The 18,417-nt window shown below is 59.1% G+C and carries 17 protein-coding genes; 4 read left to right on the top strand and 13 right to left on the bottom strand.

Annotated features, from left to right (window positions below; translation table 11 throughout):
• The first annotated feature begins 92 nt into the window (after positions 1-92).
• On the top strand, positions 93-1,070 hold the full coding sequence (gene flk, locus ACR809_RS07680) for a flagella biosynthesis regulator Flk (RefSeq protein WP_122051170.1): 978 nt from the start codon (positions 93-95) through the stop codon (positions 1,068-1,070).
• Positions 1,071-1,156: 86 nt separating this feature from the next.
• On the opposite strand, the gene ACR809_RS07675 is transcribed toward flk, so the two are convergent.
• Both ACR809_RS07675 and fabB read right to left on the bottom strand, forming a co-directional pair.
• A complete protein-coding gene (locus tag ACR809_RS07675) occupies positions 1,157-2,332 on the bottom strand; it encodes an MFS transporter (RefSeq protein WP_004149211.1) in 1,176 nt (391 codons plus the stop codon).
• 209 nt (positions 2,333-2,541) lie between these two features.
• A complete protein-coding gene (gene fabB / locus ACR809_RS07670; RefSeq protein ID WP_002913291.1) occupies positions 2,542-3,762 on the bottom strand; it encodes a beta-ketoacyl-ACP synthase I in 1,221 nt (406 codons plus the stop codon).
• Between the two features lie 158 nt (positions 3,763-3,920).
• Between fabB and mnmC the strand changes: the two genes are divergently transcribed.
• Positions 3,921-5,909, top strand: a complete 1,989-nt coding sequence (mnmC, locus tag ACR809_RS07665; RefSeq protein ID WP_122051646.1) for a bifunctional tRNA (5-methylaminomethyl-2-thiouridine)(34)-methyltransferase MnmD/FAD-dependent 5-carboxymethylaminomethyl-2-thiouridine(34) oxidoreductase MnmC — start codon at positions 3,921-3,923, stop codon at positions 5,907-5,909.
• 61 nt (positions 5,910-5,970) lie between these two features.
• Here the strand turns inward: mnmC and ACR809_RS07660 are convergent, their stop codons facing one another.
• From ACR809_RS07660 to prmB, 6 genes are read right to left on the bottom strand one after another with little or no spacing between them, the layout of a single operon-like run.
• Positions 5,971-6,252 (bottom strand): YfcL family protein, encoded by a 282-nt coding sequence (locus ACR809_RS07660; protein WP_002913338.1) that lies wholly within the window; start codon positions 6,250-6,252, stop codon positions 5,971-5,973.
• Positions 6,253-6,283: 31 nt separating this feature from the next.
• Entirely contained in the window at positions 6,284-6,832 is a 549-nt protein-coding gene (locus tag ACR809_RS07655; RefSeq protein ID WP_004174962.1) for an elongation factor P hydroxylase, read from the bottom strand.
• Positions 6,832-7,641, bottom strand: coding sequence for a sulfite exporter TauE/SafE family protein (locus ACR809_RS07650; protein WP_002913340.1), 810 nt, complete (start codon positions 7,639-7,641; stop codon positions 6,832-6,834). Before ACR809_RS07650 ends, ACR809_RS07655 begins: the two co-directional genes overlap by 1 nt.
• Entirely contained in the window at positions 7,641-8,465 is an 825-nt protein-coding gene (mepA, locus tag ACR809_RS07645) for a penicillin-insensitive murein endopeptidase (protein WP_004174960.1), read from the bottom strand. Before mepA ends, ACR809_RS07650 begins: the two co-directional genes overlap by 1 nt.
• Before the next feature lie 2 nt (positions 8,466-8,467).
• On the bottom strand, positions 8,468-9,553 hold the full coding sequence (gene aroC, locus ACR809_RS07640; protein WP_044784902.1) for a chorismate synthase: 1,086 nt from the start codon (positions 9,551-9,553) through the stop codon (positions 8,468-8,470).
• Positions 9,554-9,594: 41 nt separating this feature from the next.
• Entirely contained in the window at positions 9,595-10,527 is a 933-nt protein-coding gene (gene prmB / locus ACR809_RS07635; protein WP_002913346.1) for a 50S ribosomal protein L3 N(5)-glutamine methyltransferase, read from the bottom strand.
• Between the two features lie 167 nt (positions 10,528-10,694).
• On the opposite strand from prmB, the gene smrB reads away from it, so the two are divergent.
• Positions 10,695-11,246, top strand: a complete 552-nt coding sequence (smrB, locus tag ACR809_RS07630) for an endonuclease SmrB (RefSeq protein ID WP_009307369.1) — start codon at positions 10,695-10,697, stop codon at positions 11,244-11,246.
• 20 nt (positions 11,247-11,266) lie between these two features.
• On the opposite strand, the gene sixA is transcribed toward smrB, so the two are convergent.
• The 4 genes from sixA to ACR809_RS07610 form a co-directional block, all read right to left on the bottom strand.
• Positions 11,267-11,752 (bottom strand): phosphohistidine phosphatase SixA, encoded by a 486-nt coding sequence (gene sixA / locus ACR809_RS07625; protein ID WP_002913355.1) that lies wholly within the window; start codon positions 11,750-11,752, stop codon positions 11,267-11,269.
• Between the two features lie 209 nt (positions 11,753-11,961).
• Complete coding sequence (gene fadJ, locus ACR809_RS07620) at positions 11,962-14,106, bottom strand: fatty acid oxidation complex subunit alpha FadJ (RefSeq protein WP_122051169.1); 2,145 nt, start codon at positions 14,104-14,106, stop codon at positions 11,962-11,964.
• A complete protein-coding gene (gene fadI, locus ACR809_RS07615; protein ID WP_122051168.1) occupies positions 14,106-15,416 on the bottom strand; it encodes an acetyl-CoA C-acyltransferase FadI in 1,311 nt (436 codons plus the stop codon). The genes fadJ and fadI overlap by 1 nt, the downstream gene beginning before the upstream one ends.
• Before the next feature lie 159 nt (positions 15,417-15,575).
• The gene (locus tag ACR809_RS07610; RefSeq protein WP_064278110.1) at positions 15,576-15,860 is read right to left on the bottom strand and encodes a YfcZ/YiiS family protein; all 285 of its coding nucleotides are present in this window, start codon (positions 15,858-15,860) and stop codon (positions 15,576-15,578) included.
• A 373-nt stretch (positions 15,861-16,233) separates the two neighbouring features.
• Here ACR809_RS07610 and fadL point away from each other — a divergent pair, with 373 nt between their 5' ends.
• Positions 16,234-17,556, top strand: coding sequence for a long-chain fatty acid transporter FadL (gene fadL, locus ACR809_RS07605; RefSeq protein ID WP_002913360.1), 1,323 nt, complete (start codon positions 16,234-16,236; stop codon positions 17,554-17,556).
• Between the two features lie 61 nt (positions 17,557-17,617).
• On the opposite strand, the gene mlaA is transcribed toward fadL, so the two are convergent.
• The gene (mlaA, locus tag ACR809_RS07600) at positions 17,618-18,379 is read right to left on the bottom strand and encodes a phospholipid-binding lipoprotein MlaA (protein WP_002913362.1); all 762 of its coding nucleotides are present in this window, start codon (positions 18,377-18,379) and stop codon (positions 17,618-17,620) included.
• Positions 18,380-18,417: the final 38 nt, after the last annotated feature.

Genomic DNA, 18,417 nt, shown 5'->3' with positions numbered 1-18,417 from the left:
GAACGAGAGTTAACTGGGGAAGTGTGCCATAATCTGGCCGCCAGGCATACTCATCACCTGGTTCCAGCACCGCGATATCGAAAGGATGAATCATGACGCACCCCCTTGCTGATATGCCAGACCGTCCTCCAGGGCGAGGCCCATCAGGCACTGCCGCCACCAGCGAACCTTCGCTTTCCATGCAGCAACGCACCGTTCTGGAGCGACTGATCACGCGCCTGGTGGCGCTGACCTCGCAGCAGAACGCGGAAGTGTGGGCCTGCGTCAAACATGACCTCGGACTGAAAGGCGACTCGCCCCTGCTGGCCTGCCATTTCAGCGCCGCGGAGGCCAGTCTCAACCAGCGCTTAGCCGCCGCTCAGGATAATCATCATCATCGCCAGACCTTAGCGCAGCTCAGCGATCTGCTCGGTCAGGGCAATAACCGCCAGGCGGTGAGCGATTATATTCGTCAGCATTATGGGCAAACGGCGCTGCATGCCCTTAGCCAGACGCAGCTGGAGACCATTCTGCATCTGCTGCAGCATGGCCAGCTGTCGATCCCGCAGCCGCAGCAGCGCCCGCCGACCCTGCGCCCGCTGTTGCCAGCCGAGCATAATACGCTCAATCAGCTGGTGACTAAGCTGGCGGCCGCCACCGGCGAACCAAGCAAGCTGATTTGGCAATCCATGCTGGAGCTTTGCGGCGTCAAGTCCGGGGAGCTGATCCCGGCGACGCACTTCCTGCCGCTTTCGTACTGGCTGCAGGCGCGGCAAACGTTGAGTGCGCAAAGCGCGCCGACGCTCACCTCGCTGCAGGGAGCGCTCAAGCAGCCGCTGGAGGCCGCGGAGTGGCAGACAATTGTCGACTTCGCCAGTCGCAGCTGGCAGGCCACGCCGCGGACCACGCTGAGCCCGGCGCAGATCCTGGCGCTGCTGAACAAGGTGTTTGTGCTGCGGGTGGCCCGCGCCCAGGAGACGCTGGCCATCCCGCAGGAGGAGCCTGTCGCCAGGCGGACGTGGAGCGCTAAGCCGTGGCAGCTGGCGCTGGGCGCGGTTGTCCTGCTCCTTGTGCTGTGGCTCCTGCTGTAGCCCAGCAGCCACCGGCGGCGTTTGCGGCTCCCTTTCATGCCAAACGCCGCGGTGTTTCCTACAGCGATTTCAGACCGGACAATAACCTAGCGGCGAAATGAGATAAGGGTGACGAGGATCCCCAGCGCCGCACAGAGGGCGCCGGCAAGGAACACCGACGAGTAGCCCAGCGAGGTCGCCAGCAGGCCGGTCAGCGGCCCGGTCAGGCCATAGGAGATGTCCTGAAAAGCCGCATAGCCGCCGAGCGCGGTGCCGCGCACCTGCGCCGGGACGCGCTTCACTACTTCCACGCCAAGTGAGGGGAAAATAAGGGAACAGCCGCACCCGGTCAGCGCCGCACCGGCCAGCGCCAGCCAGGCATTCGGCGCCAGTCCCAGCAGCGTCAGACCAACCGCCTCTATCAGCAGCGAGACCATCGCCACCTTAACGCCGCCAAACCGATCCGGCATCCAGCCGAACAGCACTCGCATCAGCACAAAGGCGCCACCAAACGCCGTCAGGGTAAAGCCGGCCATTGGCCAGCTATGGCTGGCGAAATAGAGGGAGACGAAGGTGCCGATCACCGCAAAGCCGACACCCTGCAGGCCCAGGCCAATGCCCGGCCGCCAGATCATGCCGATGACGCTCCAGAGTGAAGGCCGCTCGCCTCCGTGGGCCGCCACTTTGCGCACGGTACCGTTAATAAGCCAGGCGACGAGCGGTAGTCCCATGGTGACACAGGCCAGCACCGCCACGCCAAAATGGCTATAGATCAATAATCCCAGCGGGGCGCCCACCGCCAGCGAGCCGTACATCGCCATGCCGTTCCATGACATCACTTTGCCGGAACGGGCCGGTCCCACCAGGCCCATCCCCCAGCTCAGGTTTCCGGTCAGCAGCTGGCTTTCGCCAAACCCGAGGATCAAGCGGCCCAGCAGCAGCAGGCCGAGCCTGGCGAGCACCGGCAGCGGCAGCAGCGCAGCGGCCAGCCATGCCGCGCCCGCCAGGGCGCAGGCCAGCATCCCCTGCAGGACGGAACGTTTGGCGCCGTACTGGTCTGCCAGGCGCCCGGCGTACCCCCGGGTCAGAACGGTGGCGAGGAACTGGATCCCTACCGCCACGCCAACCACGGTGTTGCCAAACCCCAGCTCCTGATGGACAAAGAGCGGGATCACCGGCAGCGGCAAACCAACGGTCATATAGGTCAAAAAGACGGCAAACGTAATACGGAAAAGCGAAAAATTCGCCGAAGAATTGGATGTTGTTTCAGTAACTGCGGACATGCATTACTCCAGATTCGCAGAGTAAGGCGAGCAAAACGACACGCCCCCTCCACCTGATTATCAGGGTTAAGGCGCGTTGGTTGACGTTAAACGCTTACGCATTAGTGGAGAGACTAATGGATCCGCGAGCAGTGTGCCTGCGGGCTCTTACCCTGTCAAGATGACAAAAAAGGGGAGCCGGTGGCTCCCCTTTGCGCATCACATGCTGATTAGGCGTTGTATTTACGCATCACCAGCGTGGCGTTGGTGCCGCCGAAGCCGAAGCTGTTGGACATTACGGTGGTCAGCTTAGCGTCCGTCGGTTTGGTGACGATGTTCAGGCCGGCAGCCTGCTCGTCGAGCTCTTCAACGTTGATGCTCGGCGCGATAAAGCCGTGCTCCAGCATCAGCAGGGAGTAAATGGCTTCCTGTACGCCCGCCGCGCCCAGCGAGTGGCCGGTCATCGCTTTAGTTGCCGAAATAGCCGGGCTGTTGTCGCCGAATACTTCGCGGATGGCGCCCAGCTCTTTCACGTCGCCGACCGGAGTGGAGGTACCGTGGGAGTTCAGATAGTCGATCGGCGTATCAACGCCATGCATCGCCATCTGCATGCAGCGCACTGCGCCTTCACCAGACGGGGCGACCATGTCCGCGCCATCGGAGGTCGCGCCATAGCCGACGATTTCGGCATAGATGTGCGCGCCACGCGCCAGGGCGTGTTCCAGCTCTTCCACCACGACCATACCGCCGCCGCCGGCGATAACGAAGCCGTCACGGTTAGCATCATAGGTACGGGACGCTTTTTCCGGGGTGTCGTTGTATTTAGTGGACAGCGCGCCCATGGCGTCGAATTCGCAGGCCATTTCCCAGCACAGCTCTTCGCCGCCGCCGGCAAAGACGATGTCCTGTTTGCCTAGCTGGATCTGCTCTACCGCGTTACCAATACAGTGGGCGGAAGTGGCGCAGGCCGAGCTGATGGAGTAGTTAACGCCGTGAATTTTGAACGGCGTAGCGAGGCAGGCGGAAACGCCGGAAGCCATCGCTTTGGTGACCACATACGGGCCCACGGCTTTCAGACCACGCGGGCTACGCATGGCATCGGCGCCGAAGACCTGGAATTTCGGGGAACCGCCGCCGGAGCCTGCGATCAGGCCGACACGCGGGTTATTCTGATATGCTTCAGGCGCCAGACCTGCGTCGGCAACAGCCTGTTCCATGGACAGGTAAGCATAGATGGAGGCGTCGCTCATAAAGCGCACTACTTTGCGGTCAATGAGGCCAGTGGTATCCAGTTTGACGTTGCCCCATACGTGGCTGCGCATCCCTGAATCTTTAAGCTCCTGAGAGAAAGTGATCCCTGAACGTCCTTCACGCAGAGATGCCAGGACTTCCTGCTGGTTATTACCGATGCTGGAAACGATGCCCAAGCCAGTAATCACTGCACGTTTCATTAAATACCTCTGTAAGTCGCACTATTTTAAGTTTCGTGTCGCACAATAGCGTACACTTGTACGCCGAACAAGTCCGATCAGACATTTTGTGTATAAATTTGCGCCCTCAGGCACACATCGTTAAGATCGTGCTACGCCTTGTGATTCGAGTAACTTACGTGAAACAGAACGCCATACAACCTGCCAACCTGGAATTCAACGCTGAGGGTACACCTGTTTCCCGAGATTTCGACGATGTTTACTTTTCCAATGACAACGGTCTGGAAGAGACTCGCTACGTTTTTCTCGGCGGAAATCGCCTGCCGGAGCGCTTCCCCAGCCACCCTCGCCCGCTGATGATCGTCGCGGAGAGCGGCTTCGGCACCGGGCTCAATTTCCTCACCCTCTGGCAGGCGTTTGACGTTTTTGTTCGTGATAACCCGGACGTTACCTTGCAAAGGTTACATTTCATCAGTTTTGAAAAATATCCGCTGAAGGCTGAGGATCTCCGCCTGGCGCACCAGCGCTGGCCAGAGCTGGCTCCGTGGGCGCAGCAGCTGCAGGCGCAATGGCCGTCGGCCTTCGGCGGGTGCCATCGTCTGCTGCTCGACGGCGGGCGGGTGACGCTCGATCTGTGGTTTGGCGATATCAATGAGCTGACCAGGGAGCTGGATGATTCGCTGAACCAGCAGGTGGACGCCTGGTTTCTTGACGGCTTTGCCCCAGCGAAAAATCCCGACATGTGGACTCAGGATCTGTTCAGCGCCATGGCGCGCCTGGCGCGACCCGGCGGGACGCTGGCCACCTTTACCTCCGCCGGTTTTGTCCGCCGTGGCCTGCAGGAGGCCGGCTTTACCATGCGTAAAAGCAAAGGCTTCGGCCGCAAGCGGGAGATGCTGACCGGCGAGATGGCGCAAACGCTGAGCTTTCCTGCGCGCGCCCCCTGGTTCGCTCGCAGTAGCAGCGATGCCCGCGAGGCGGCCATCATCGGCGGCGGGATCGCCAGCGCCCTGCTCTCCCTGGCGCTGCTGCGCCGCGGCTGGCAGGTGACCCTTTACTGCGCCGATGAGGCTCCAGCGCAGGGCGCCTCCGGCAATCGCCAGGGCGCGCTGTATCCGCTGTTAAGTCAGCACGATCCGGCGCTGGCACGCTTTTTTCCGGCCGCCTTTACCTTCGCCCGCCGAATGTATGACGCGCTGCCGGTGATGTTCGATCACCAATGGTGCGGTGTTACCCAGCTCGGCTGGGATGAGAAAAGCGCGCATAAAATCGCCCAGATGCTGGCGCTGAATTTACCCCCGGACATCGCCTGCGCGGTGACGGCGGAACAGGTTGCCGGGCTGACCGGCGTCGATACCGGCTGCAGCGGCATCACCTATCCGGCCGGCGGCTGGCTGTGCCCGCAGCAGCTCACCGCCGAGCTGCTGGCGCTGGCGGCCACGCGCGGACTGCACGTGCACTATGGTTATCCCGTCGAAACGCTCAGCGCGGAGGGCGATGGCTGGCTGCTCAATCAGCAGCGCTATCATCAGGCGGTGGTTCTGGCGAACGGCCACCACATCACTGGTTTTGCGCAAACCGCCCAACTGCCGGTCTACCCGGTTGGCGGCCAGGTCAGCCATATTCCCACCACCCCGCGGCTTGCCGCCCTGCGCCAGGTGCTGTGCTACGACGGCTACCTGACGCCACAGAATCCGCAAAATCAGCAGCACTGCATTGGCGCCAGCTACCACCGCGGGAAAACCGACACCACCTTCAGCGAAGAAGATCAGCAGCACAACCGGCAACGGCTGATCGACTGCTTCCCGGGCGCGGAGTGGCCGCAGGACGTGGATATCAGCGCCAACGACGCTCGCTGCGGCGTGCGCTGCGCCACCCGCGATCATCTACCGATGGTCGGCAACGTGCCGGACTACGCGGCAACATTGACGCAATACGCCAGCCTCCACGAACAGCCGGATGTCGCCGATAGCGCGCCGGTCTGTCGCAACCTGTTTATGCTTGGCGCGCTCGGGTCGCGCGGGCTTTGCACCGCGCCGTTAAGCGCTGAGCTGCTGGCGGCGCAAATGAGCGCGGAACCGCTGCCGCTGGATAGCGACACCCTGGCGGCGCTGAATCCAAATCGGCTGTGGGTGAGAAAACTGCTGAAGGGAAAAGCGGTGAAATAAAACCATGAGGGCAGGCAATTTCCCGGGTACGGCTGACGCCTGACCCGGGCTACAACATGGCTCAGGCCTGATTTTTCGCCTGTTGATACAGGTTATGCCACATCCCCTGCACCAGAATTTGGTCCGGCGGCGACAGTTCGCCAGCGCTGATGGCTTTCTCCAGGCTCTGGCTAACTCTGCTGTGTACCGCGTCAGCAGAATGCTCGCCCTCACCTTCCAGCTCAGCCACCGCCAGCGTCAGGTGGCCGCGCAGATAACCGCCGGCAAACAGTTCATCATCACTGGCGTGGTCTACCATGTTGTCAATCAGCGCCAGAATGCGTGATTCAAACTCCGCGATCATCATCTTACCTCTTGTCATGTAATGTGTGGCCTTAGTGCAGGTCTTCCGGCCACGGAAAGTGTTCCGCCGTCAATGGCGGTGTTTGATAATAGTGTTGTAATGCGCGAATAAAGCGCGCCGGACGTTCGGGGATCCCTTGTTCAAGTAAAGCCATCACCCGAGCATGCACCCGGCGCTGGAAGGCGATGCGATCGGGCTCAACGTCCCCTTCCAGATTGTCACAGCTGACGTTAAACGGAAATCCCGCCGCCACGCAGAACAGCCACTCAAAGGCCTGCGGTTTCACCTCGACATCCTCAAACTGGCTTTGGGTCATCGCATCGCGGCCGTCCGGGCAGTACCAGTAGCCAAAATCTACTTGTTCGCGACGCGCCTTGCCGGCGACACACCAGTGAGAGATCTCGTGCAGGGCGCTGGCAAAAAATCCGTGCGCAAACACGATACGGTGATAGGGCGTTTCATCGTCAGCCGGAAGGTAGATCGGCTCATCGTCGCCTTTAATCAGGCGGGTATTAAATTCTTCGGCAAAGCAGCTGTCGAAAAGGTCTATCAGCTGCTGATAATGGTGTTGCTGTTGCATTAATGAATTCCCAACCACTGCAAAATCTCAGCCCCGTGGCTGTCATAAAGAAGTTTCGCGCTCATCACCGCCGAGACGATAACGATCATCGGCCGGATCAGCGACTGCCCTTTACTCAGCACCAGCCGGGACCCGGCGCGGGCGCCAATAAACTGGCCGGCCATCATCACAAAGCCGGTGGCCCAGATAACCTTTCCACCGATGATAAACAGCAGCAGGCCGCCGACGTTTGAGGTGGCGTTCAGCAGCTTGGCATGGGCCGTCGACTTGGCAAGGTTAAATCCGGCCAGGGTGACAAAAGCCAGGGCGTAAAACGAACCGGCGCCGGGGCCGAAAAAGCCATCGTAAAACCCTACGCTACCGCCGGCGACCAGCGCAAACGGCAGACCGTAAAGCCGACGCTGCCGGTCGGCTTCGCCCAGTTTCGGCATCAGCAGGAAATAAAGGCCGATGCCAATCACCAGCAACGGCAGGATCTGCTTCAGAATATCGGATTGCACGTGCTGCACCAGCAGCGCTCCGGCGGTTGAGCCGATAAAGGTCATCAGAATATTCAGCTTCTGATCGGCCAGATTAACCACCTTGCGGCGGACAAAATAGAGGGTCGCCGATAGCGACCCGCCGCAGGCCTGCAGCTTATTGGTCGCCAGCGCCTGGGCTGGCGGCATGCCGGCCGCCATCAGCGCAGGGACAGTCAATAAGCCCCCGCCTCCCGCCAGTGAGTCAATAAAACCGGCCAGGATGGCGACAAAGAAGAGTACCACCAGCACCAGCGGCGATACGGCAAACAACTCGATAAAACTATCCATTACAGCACATGCTCATCCAGTAGCGCCTGGCAGGAAGGCGGCAGCGGCGGCGGCGTCTTCTTCACAGGGGGGGTAGACCCGGGTTTAGGTGGTTCGAACCAGCTCTGCAGCTCCGCTCCGCAGCCATCGCCGGGCGGCGGCGGCGCCTGATCCTCGCACTCCAGACTTCCCGCCGGGCAACGCAGTCGGACGTGCATATGAGCGCGATGCTGGAACCAGGGACGGACTTTACGCAGCCACTGGCGGTCGCTGCCCGCGTCCAGGCACAGCTGCTGTTTAATCGCCGGGTTGACGAAGATGCGGGTAACTTCGCTATCTTCCGCCGCCAGCTTGATAAGCTGGCTGATTTGCGGGCTCCATAGCGACGGCACCACATGCTTGCCATCGCTGGCGACCAGGTCCAGCGCCTGCGGCTTCAACAGCTGGGACGATGTCCAGCGCGTTTGCGGCAGCTGGAGGAAGATATCGACATCGAGGCCCGTCTGGTGGCTGGCGTGCCCGCCGTTAAAGCGCCCGCCCGCCGGCATCCCCATGTCGCCAATCAGCACGGTTCCCATACCTTTATTGTGCACCTGATTACTCAGGCGCTGAATAAACTGAACCAGATCCGGATGACCGAAGTAGCGACGCTGATCGGTACGCATTACCTGATAGCCGGGGGCACTCAGGGGGAGCGCCTCGGCGCCAACGATACAGCCATTGGAAAACGCGCCGATTGACTGGGCGCTGCCGCCGATCGGTTGGGTTATTTTCTGCCATGGCGTGGCGGCCAGGCTACCGGCGCTGGCCAACAGCGCAAGCAGTGCGATAACGGTGTTTTTCATGGTTACCAGCGTGGAATTGTCGTCGTCACGTCGCTATTCTGCGCGCGCTGACGCATAAAGTGATCCATCAGAACGATCGCCAGCATCGCCTCAGCGATCGGTACGGCGCGGATGCCGACGCACGGATCGTGACGCCCTTTGGTGATCATCTCCACTTCTTCGCCAAAGCGGTTAATCGTATGACCGGGAACGGTAATACTGGAGGTAGGCTTCAGCGCGATGTTGGCAACGATCTGCTGGCCGCTGCTGATGCCGCCAAGAATGCCGCCGGCGTGGTTGCTCTGGAACCCGGCTTTGGTGATTTCATCGCGGTTTTCGCTGCCGCGCAGCTTCACCACCTCGAAGCCGTCGCCAATTTCCACCCCTTTCACGGCGTTGATGCTCATCAGCGCGTGGGCGATATCGGCATCCAGGCGGTCGAAGACCGGCTCGCCGAGGCCTGGCGGTACGCCGTCAGCCACTACCGTCACTTTCGCGCCAATGGAGTCGCCCTCTTTTTTCAGGCCGCGCATCAGTTCATCCAGGGCGTCGATTTTATCCGGGTCCGGACAGAAGAAGGGGTTCTGCTCAACCTGATCCCAGTCTTTGATGGCCAGCGGAATATCGCCCATCTGCGTCAGACAGCCGCGAATGACGATGCCGAACTTCGCGGCAAGGTATTTTTTGGCAATCGCCCCGGCCGCTACGCGCATCGCGGTTTCGCGCGCAGAAGAACGACCGCCGCCACGATAGTCGCGCAGACCATACTTTTGCTCGTAGGTGTAATCGGCGTGGCCCGGACGGAACAGATCTTTGATCGCGCCGTAATCCTGCGAACGCTGATCGGTGTTCTCAATCAGCAGACCGATACTGGTCCCGGTGGTAACGCCTTCGAAGACGCCGGAGAGGATTTTGACCTGATCCGGCTCGCGACGCTGCGTGGTGTAACGCGAGGTACCCGGGCGACGACGATCGAGGTCGTGCTGCAGGTCGGCTTCGGTCAGCGGGATGCCCGGCGGCACGCCGTCAACGATGCAGCCCAGCGCCAGACCGTGCGATTCGCCGAAGGTAGTGACGCGAAAGAGTTGTCCAATTGTATTTCCTGCCATCACGGCTCCAATCTTTTTCGTTATGTTGGCGTGTTGTTTTTTTAGTCTTTATAAATACCGAAGTGCGCACGGGCGTCAATCAGCTGCTGTTTGGTCAGCATAAAGACCCCGTCGCCACCGTTATCAAACTCAAGCCAGGTAAACGGCACGTCCGGATACTGCTCCATCAGATGTACCATGCTGTTACCGACTTCACAAATCAGAATCCCGTCGTCGCTGAGATAATCCGGCGCGTTGCCGAGGATACGGCGCGTTAGCTTCAGGCCGTCGCTTCCGGAGGCCAGCCCCAGCACCGGCTCATGCTCATACTCTTCCGGCAGATCGGCCATGTCCTCTTCATCGACATACGGCGGATTGGTGACGATCAGATCGTACTGCAGCTTCGGCAGATCGCGGAACAGGTCGGAACGGATCGGCGTAACGTGATGGATCAGGCCATGGGACTCAACGTTGTGCTCGGCGACGGCCAGCGCGTCCGGGGAGATATCTACCGCATCGACTTCCGCCTCCGGGAAGGCATAGGCGCAGGCGATGGCGATGCAGCCGCTACCGGTGCACATATCAAGGATGTGCTGCGGCTTATGGTTAATCAGTCCGGCAAACTGGTTATTGATCAGTTCGCCAATCGGGGAGCGCGGCACCAGCACCCGCTCATCAACGTAAAACTCATGGCCGCAGAACCACGCTTTGTTGGTCAGATAGGCGACGGGAATACGCTCGTTCACGCGGCGAATCACCCGCTCTACAATGCGGTGTTTCTCGCTGGAGGTCAGGCGCGCAGTGCGCATGTCTTCCGGGATATCCAGCGGCAGATACAGTGAAGGCAGCACCAGCTGTACCGCCTCGTCCCACGGGTTATCAGTCCCGTGACCGTACCAGATATTAGCAGCGCTGAAACGGCTTACCGCCCAGCGCAGCATGTCCTGAATGGTATGCAGCTCATTGACTGCCTCATCAACAAAAATTTTATCCACGACATCCTCCAGGGCACACTCTGCTATAAATTCGGCGGCTAGTGTGCCATGAAGACGGCGATAAATCAGCATTCTTGCGATAAGGGGCGGGGGAAAAAACAGGTTTTCCTTGCCCGAAGGGATATTGAGTCGGGTAAACTAGCGCAAAGTATGAATGAGAGCGGACAATGAAAAAGAAGACATCGCTTAGCGAGGAGGATCAGGCGCTGTTCCGTCAGCTGATGATCGGCACGCGGAAGATCAAACAGGACACTATTGTTCACCGCCCGCAGCGCAAGAAAATTACCGAGGTTGCTCCTAAGCGTTTGCTGCAGGAACAGGTCGATAACAGCCACTATTTTTCCGATGAGTTTCAACCGCTACTGAATACCGAAGGCTCGACGAAATATGTCCGCCCCGACGTCAGCCATTTCGAGCTGAAAAAGCTGCGCCGTGGAGATTATTCGCCGGAGCTGTTCCTCGATCTGCATGGGCTTACCCAGCAGCAGGCCAAACAGGAGCTGGGCGCGCTAATTGCCGCCTGCCGCCGCGAGCATGTGTTTTGCGCCTGCGTGATGCACGGGCACGGGAAACACATCCTCAAACAGCAAACCCCGCTGTGGCTGGCGCAACATCCGCATATTATGGCGTTTCACCAGGCACCAAAAGAGTACGGCGGTGACGCCGCACTGCTGATATTGATTGAGGTCGAGGAGTGGCAACCGCCGGAGCTGCCGTAACGGCGGGCTCCGGGGGGCCGTCAGATGGCGTTGGCCATCTTGAGGTTGCAGGGGCTTTTTTGCCAGAGGAACTCACCTTTGCCGTCGGCATCCAGCGTCACGCAGGCGATAGCCGAGGTGGTGAACATCGGGGGCGTTTCCCCCGGACACAGCTCTGAGACCAGATACCCCACCAGCGGCAGGTGGGAGACAACCAGCGCCGTCGCCACGCCTTCATTCGCCAGCGCCTGCAGATAGGCGCTCACCATTCCCACATCACCGCACGGCGTGAGCTCCGGCATCACGTCGACATGTTTCGGCAGGTTCATGCACTCCCCAACAATATCCAGCGTCTGTTCCGCACGCAGATAGGGACTGACAAGAACGCGCTCAATATCCACTTTTTGACCTTTCAGCCAGGTTGCCATCTGACGAGACTCATCACAACCGCATACGGTTAATGGACGAACCGAGTCACTGGCTGCATCGAGGGCAGCGTCGCCGTGACGCATAATAAAAACTTGCATATTGCACCGCTTTTGTTAACCAGAAGCACCGTAGTTTGGCCTGCGAAGACAATACGCAGGTGACCCGGTGGCCGGGCATTGTGCCTGATCCATTCCACGAATGAAACGCTGTTTTTTACCTCAATGGCGTAAGTATAGTCAATCATTGTTTACAAAACAGCCAATCAACAGCGTCGTCCGCAGCCGGATTTACCTTCTTTGACCACAACTTAGGTCAGCCGTTCATCCGCTGGCCAAAAGGTGATCCCCTGTTCGGCCATGCGTAATAAAGTGTCACAGGGTGTAAAACGTGGGCCGAACTGGGCGGCCAGGCGCTGCAGGATCGCGGCAACTTCACCCGCGCCGATAGTATCCATATACCGGAACGGGCCGCCAAGAAATGGCGGAAACCCTATACCAAAGACGGCGCCGATATCGCCATCGCGCGCGCTCCGGATAATCTGCTCATCAAAGCAGCGCGCCGCTTCGTTAAGCATCATCATCACACAGCGCTCCGCCACCTGCTGCGCGGAGAGCCGCGACTGCGGGCGGCCGATGCCGAGCAGCGGATAGACTGCCGGGTCGGGCCGTTTTTTGCTTTTACGCCCTTTTGTCTCGTAAAGATAGAAACCACGATTATTTTTTCTGCCTTTGCGATCGTCCTTCAAAATCGCGTCAATGATGTTTGCAGGCGGGCTAAAACGTTCTCCAAACGCGCTCTCCAGCACAGGGATAATTTTGGTGCCGGTATCGATACCCACCTCATCCAGCAGTTGAATCGGCCCCACCGGGAAACCGAATTTAACCAACGCGTTATCAATGACTTCAATCGGTTCGCCTTCCACCAGCAGGCGCATCGCTTCATTGATATACGGCGCGAGGATACGGTTCACATAGAACCCCGCTTTATCTGCGACAACAATCGGCGTTTTCCCCTGCCGTTTAGCCAGCTGCACCACGGTGGCGATAGTCTGCGGGTCGGTTCCCTTGTGCGGGATCACCTCAACCAGCGGCATTTTTTCCACCGGACTGAAAAAATGCAGGCCGATTACCTGCCCCGGGCGGCTGGCGTGAGCGGCAATATCGCCGATTGGCAACGATGAGGTATTCGACGCAAAGATGGTCTGCGGCCCGCCGTATTGTTCCACTTCGCTGACCATCCGCTGTTTGAGAGCCAGGTCTTCAAATACCGCCTCGATCACCACATCGCGATGAGCAAAGCCCTGATAGTCGGTAGTGCCGGAGATCAGCGCCATCTGACGATCGCGCTCCACTGGGCGCAGTCGACGCTGACGAACCTGTTTATTCAGCAGATCCCAGCTGTACTTTAAGGCGTGGTTGATGCCACGCGGCTGGATATCTTTAATCCGCACCGGCAGCCCACCCTTACAGGCGGTCACATAGGCGATCCCCCCGCCCATCAGGCCGCCGCCCAGTACTGCAACGCTTCTCAGCGGAGCGGGTTCCGCCTCGGCGCCAGGGTCTTTTTTCAGATCGGTACTGGCAAAGAAGATCGATCGCAGCGCCTGCGACTGCGGGGTCATCGCCAGTTCGCCAAACGCGCGGGCCTCTTCGGCGTAACCGCTGCTGCAGCCGTGGGCCAGACCATTCTCGACGACCTGCAAAATTCGCTTCACCGCCGGGTAGTTGCCCTGGGTCTTGCGCTGCGTTTGCTTGCCGACGTACTGAAATAACAGATGGCGACCGAGGGGGCCCGCCAGCACGCGTTCGCGAACCGGCACCTCGCGGCTGGTCGGACGTCCCTTCAGCGCCAGCTCCACCGCCGCCTGCAGTAAAATTGTCTGCGGCACCACCTCGTCCACCAGACCGGCCTTCAGCGCCTGGCGCGGCCGTAATTGCCTGCCGGTGAGCATCATATCCAGCGCCGTGCTGACGCCGATTAGCCGCGGTAAACGCTGCGTCCCACCGGAACCCGGCAGCAGGCCAAGCTGTACCTCCGGCAAGCCGAGTCGGGTTTTTTCGTCATCGCTACAGATACGGCCATGACAGGCCAGCGCCAGCTCCAGACCGCCGCCAAGGCAGGCGCCGTGGATAGCGGCAATCACCGGGATCGGCAGGCCATGGATCTCAGCCATAATCTGCTGTCCCTGGCGCGCCAGCGCTTCCGCCTCCTGCGCGCTGCGGCAGCGGGCAATCATGTTGATATCAGCGCCGGCGATAAAGTTATCCGCTTTGGCGGAGATAAATACTACGCCGCGCACTGACTTATCGTCACGTAACTGGCGTATCAATCCCCGTACCTGACTGCCAAATTCGGCTTTCAGGGTATTCATTTTTTCACCCGGGGCATCAATGGTGATCACCGCGATTTTGTCCGCACGGACCTCAAGCTTAAAAGCGGAAACAGTATCCATTATTCAGCCTCCACGATCATCGCCGCACCCAGACCACCAGCCGCGCAGGCCGTCACCAAACCAAATCCCCCGCCCCGTCGCCGCAGCTCATGCAGCGTCTGGGTGATCATCCGCGCGCCGGTGGCGGCGAAGGGGTGACCGTAGGCGATAGAGCCGCCGAGGACGTTAAACTTGCTTTCATCTACCTCACCGGTGGCCTGCGAGCGGCCCAGCACCTCGCGGGCAAAGCGGTCGCTTGCCAGACACTGGAGATTGGCCAGCGTCTGCGCGGCGAAAGCTTCGTGCATATCGATAAGCGTGAGATCCGCCAGCGTCAGGCCAGCGCGCTCCAGCGCCAGCGGCGTGGACCACGCGGGCCCCAGCAGCATATCCTGCCAGACGTCGATGGCGGTAAAGGCGTAGCTGCGCAGATAGCCCAGCGGCCTCAGCCCCAGCTCTTTAGCCCGCGACTCGGTCATCAGGATCACCGCTGCCGCGCCGTCCGTCAGCGGCGTACTGTTGGCGGCGGTGACGGTGCCATGTTTGCGGTCAAAGGCCGGGCGTAACTTCTGATAATCTGCGAGCGTTGAATTTTTACGAATATTGTTGTCCTGCTCGAGCGGTTCGCGGAAAGGGGGAGCATAGGCGGTCATCACCTCTGCGGACAGTTTACCCTCTTCCCAGGCTTTCGCTGCCAGCTGGTGCGAACGATGCGCCAGGGCATCCTGTTGCTCGCGGGAGATCCTCCAGCTTTTCGCCATCTGCTCGGCGGTATCGCCCATCCGCAATCCGGTTGAATATTCAGCCACCGCCGGGGGGACCGGCAGCAGGTCGCGTGGCCGCAGACGGGAAAACAGCTTCAGCTTTTGGCTCAGCGTGCGTGCCTTATTGGCATCCACTAGCGTGCGGGCCAGCGTTTTACTGACCCCAATGGGCAGGACAGAGGAGGAGTCGGCGCCGCCGGCAATACCGGCGCGGATGGTGCCAGCCATCAGGCTTTCAGCGACGTTCGCCACGGCCTGGAAACTGGTGGCGCAGGCGCGGCTGACGCTATAGGCGTCGGTATGTACGCACATGCCGGTACCCAGCACAATTTCCCGGGCGATGTTCGGCGCTTCCGGCATCTGCACCACCTGGCCAAAGACCAGTTGCTCGATGACTTCGGCAGGAATGTCGCTGCGCGCCAGCATCTCGCCAACCACCATTTTTCCTAAATCAATGGCCGGAACGCCATGAAAAGCCGTAGCCTGACGAGCAAATGGCGTGCGTAGCCCCGTGACAATGGCAATGCGATCGCCCTGACGGGTGATAAGCGGTAATGCCTGACTCATAACACTCCCCTGTTAACCAAGACAACCAAGTGGTCTGACCTGATAACATTCTTAACTAATTTTTTACATTAAGCCAATCGGAGAAGCGCAAAATTGCGAGCCAAAACACAGTGAAAAGAAAAGGAAACGCCCCTTATCAGGGGCGTCGAGGGGGAAGGATTAACGTAAGCCCAGCTGGAAGATCAGGGATTCTGCTTCGCAGCTGAAAACAAAATCGATATCCAGCTGCACACCGCCGTCAACGTCAGTGAAGGTTGGGTTAATTTGGCACGGCTCAGATTCGACATTGTGGGCTTTTTCGCTTAACGCGGCGAGCGTTTGTTCGGCTTCAGCGCGGTTGGCGAATACGCGGCTGTAGGAGGCGGTGCAGTCGGTGTTGTCAACAATCGTGCCAACATCCATACAGCAGCAAACCGGGGTTTCATCAGCGCTACATTTACTCATCGTAGATTTCCTCTGGAGATGCACCTTCGGTGCCAGAAAAATGATGTGCCTATTTTACGCCCTGTCCCCGGTGAGCCTCCAGCCGAGAATCGCTCTGCCGGCGTTAAGTGACAGAAATCACACTTAAAAATGATCTAAAACAAAAATCCCCTTCTGTCCCCCTTGCTCTCTCCGAGATTTTTGCCAGCTGGATCGCGTTTCTGTTATCACAATTGAAAAACTTCATAAACATACTTGCAACAAATCATCTGGTCAGACCTATACTCAGCGCACTGGTCTGATTTCTTGGTTGTACCGCAGACCCTACACTCCCGCGCTTCTGTTACGGCATGTAACATAGTTTAAAAAAAAATAACTCAATGAGGTTATGGGCATGAGCCAGAAAACCCGCTTTACCCAATCTGCCCTTGCAGTGGCTGTCGCACTTGTTTCCACCCAGGCCTGGTCAGCAGGCTTCCAGCTCAACGAATTCTCTGCATCGGGGCTAGGTCGTGCCTATTCCGGTGAAGGGGCGATCGCTGACGATGCTGGTAATGCCAGTCGTAACCCGGCATTAATTATGATGTTTGACCGCCCGACCATGTCGGCGGGCGCCGTGTTTGTCGACCCGGGCGTTAATGTTTCGGGCACCTCTCCCACCGGCAAGAGCCTGAAAGCAGACAATATCGCCCCGACGGCGTGGGTGCCCAACTTCCACTTTGTCGCGCCGATTAACGACCAATTTGGTTGGGGGGCGTCTATCACCTCTAACTATGGTCTGGCAACAGAGTATAACGATGATTATGCGGCCGGCAGCATGGGCGGTAAAACCGACCTGACCACCGCGAACTTCAACCTGAGCGGCGCCTACCGCCTCGACAGCAACTGGAGCTTCGGCTTAGGCTTTGACGCGGTCTACGCCAAGGCGAAGATCGAGCGCTATGCAGGCGATCTGGGGCAGATTGTCGCAGGCTCTGGCGCGCTGCCGCCGGCGCTGGCGGGCCAGGTAGCGAAGATCCCGGCCGACACGCAGATCGCCCATCTTAATGGCAACGCGTGGGGCTTCGGCTGGAACGCCGGGATCCTCTATGAGCTGGATAAGAATAACCGCTACGGTTTAACCTACCGTTCTGAGGTCAAGATCGACTTCGACGGTAACTACCGCAGCAGCCTGCCGGCGGCCTATAACCAGATCCTCGGCAACTTCGGCCTGCCGGCGGGCACCAGCGGCCAGACGACCAATGGTTCGCTAACCCTTAACCTGCCGGAAATGTGGGAGCTGTCCGGCTATAACCGCGTGGCGCCGCAGTGGGCGGTCCACTATAGCCTGACCTACACCAGCTGGAGTCAGTTCCAGGAGCTGAAAGCCACCGGCAGCAACGGCCAGACGCTGTTCTATAAAGAGGAAGGCTTCAAGGACGCCTATCGTCTTGCGCTGGGGACCACCTATTATTATGACGATAACTGGACCTTCCGTACCGGTATCGCCTTCGATGACAGCCCGGTGCCGGCTAATAACCGCTCTATCTCTATTCCGGACCAGGATCGCCTGTGGCTGAGCGCGGGTACCACCTACGCGTTCAATAAAGATGCCTCGGTTGACGTCGGCGTTTCATACATGCACGGGCAGCATGTTGAAATTAAGGAAGGCCCGTATACCTTCCGTTCCGAAGGAACCGCCTGGCTGTACGGCGCTAACTTCAACTACCGCTTCTGATAAGCAGCGCGCCACAAAAAAGGGTGAACATTATGTTCACCCTTTTTTTATCATTCGCCGATCACTGTGAATCGATATCCTTCAGCTCATCCTGAATAGCCTGAGCATTCGGGTTGTCCGCCGGGGTCAGCTTACCGCCGTTGGCGATAAAGTCATGACGCTGGAAGTAGGCTTCACGCATCAGAATGTAAGGGTCGGAAGACTGGCGCAGCAGGCCGTCGGAATCCAGCAGCTGAGCACGTGTCTCAATCCCTTCCACCGCCCATTTACCGATCGACATCGGCCAGGTCAGCCAGGAGAGCACCGGATACAAGCCATCGGCCATATCGCCGCCTTCGTCGCGCAAGGTAAAGCTTCCATAGAACGGCAACTGAACATACGGGCCATAGCCAACGCCATAATGCCCAAGCGTACTGCCGAAACGATGTGGCTCAACCCGCTGTAGCTGCGGATTCGCCATCCCGGCCACATCGATAAGCCCACCCATACCGAGAATGGTGTTCAGGAAGAAGCGGGTAAAATGCACCATACCTTTATAGGGGTCGCCCTGCAGGAAGTAGTTCACCATCACTGCCGGCTCTTCCAGGTTACTGGTAAAATTGCTTAACCCGTTGCGCGCCGGCTGTGGGACGTAGTCGCGCCATGCCACCGCGACGGGGCGAAGTACGTAAGGATCAACCACGTTAAAGTTGAAGTTAAACATCGTGCGGTTAAACCCTTCTAACGGGTCTGAACGCCCCTGCGGCCGATCGCCAGAGCTGGAACTGGCACATCCCACCAGCAATGTGGCGCCAAGCGCAAGCGCCGACAGGCGATAATTCATAGATGTCTCCCTGGTTTTTATGGCTATCGCGAGTTGCC

Origin of the sequence: Klebsiella sp. CD33 (genome assembly GCF_051992865.1) — a bacterium.
Lineage (GTDB): Bacteria > Pseudomonadota > Gammaproteobacteria > Enterobacterales > Enterobacteriaceae > Klebsiella > Klebsiella pneumoniae.
This window is presented reverse-complemented; position numbering and strand designations above follow the sequence as displayed.

Excerpts from the sequence above, each read along its gene's own strand:
- ACR809_RS07675 (WP_004149211.1), bottom strand. The coding sequence starts at position 2,332 with ATGTCCGCAGTTACTGAAACAACATCCAATTCTTCGGCGAATTTTTCG.
- ACR809_RS07610 (WP_064278110.1), bottom strand. The coding sequence starts at position 15,860 with ATGAGTAAATGTAGCGCTGATGAAACCCCGGTTTGCTGCTGTATGGAT.
- mlaA (WP_002913362.1), bottom strand. The coding sequence starts at position 18,379 with ATGAATTATCGCCTGTCGGCGCTTGCGCTTGGCGCCACATTGCTGGTG.
- fadJ (WP_122051169.1), bottom strand. The coding sequence starts at position 14,106 with ATGGATACTGTTTCCGCTTTTAAGCTTGAGGTCCGTGCGGACAAAATC.
- ACR809_RS07650 (WP_002913340.1), bottom strand. The coding sequence starts at position 7,641 with ATGGATAGTTTTATCGAGTTGTTTGCCGTATCGCCGCTGGTGCTGGTG.
- ACR809_RS07660 (WP_002913338.1), bottom strand. The coding sequence starts at position 6,252 with ATGATCGCGGAGTTTGAATCACGCATTCTGGCGCTGATTGACAACATG.
- smrB (WP_009307369.1), top strand. The coding sequence starts at position 10,695 with ATGAAAAAGAAGACATCGCTTAGCGAGGAGGATCAGGCGCTGTTCCGT.
- flk (WP_122051170.1), top strand. The coding sequence starts at position 93 with ATGACGCACCCCCTTGCTGATATGCCAGACCGTCCTCCAGGGCGAGGC.
- sixA (WP_002913355.1), bottom strand. The coding sequence starts at position 11,752 with ATGCAAGTTTTTATTATGCGTCACGGCGACGCTGCCCTCGATGCAGCC.
- mepA (WP_004174960.1), bottom strand. The coding sequence starts at position 8,465 with ATGAAAAACACCGTTATCGCACTGCTTGCGCTGTTGGCCAGCGCCGGT.
- aroC (WP_044784902.1), bottom strand. The coding sequence starts at position 9,553 with ATGGCAGGAAATACAATTGGACAACTCTTTCGCGTCACTACCTTCGGC.
- fabB (WP_002913291.1), bottom strand. The coding sequence starts at position 3,762 with ATGAAACGTGCAGTGATTACTGGCTTGGGCATCGTTTCCAGCATCGGT.
- ACR809_RS07655 (WP_004174962.1), bottom strand. The coding sequence starts at position 6,832 with ATGCAACAGCAACACCATTATCAGCAGCTGATAGACCTTTTCGACAGC.
- fadL (WP_002913360.1), top strand. The coding sequence starts at position 16,234 with ATGAGCCAGAAAACCCGCTTTACCCAATCTGCCCTTGCAGTGGCTGTC.
- fadI (WP_122051168.1), bottom strand. The coding sequence starts at position 15,416 with ATGAGTCAGGCATTACCGCTTATCACCCGTCAGGGCGATCGCATTGCC.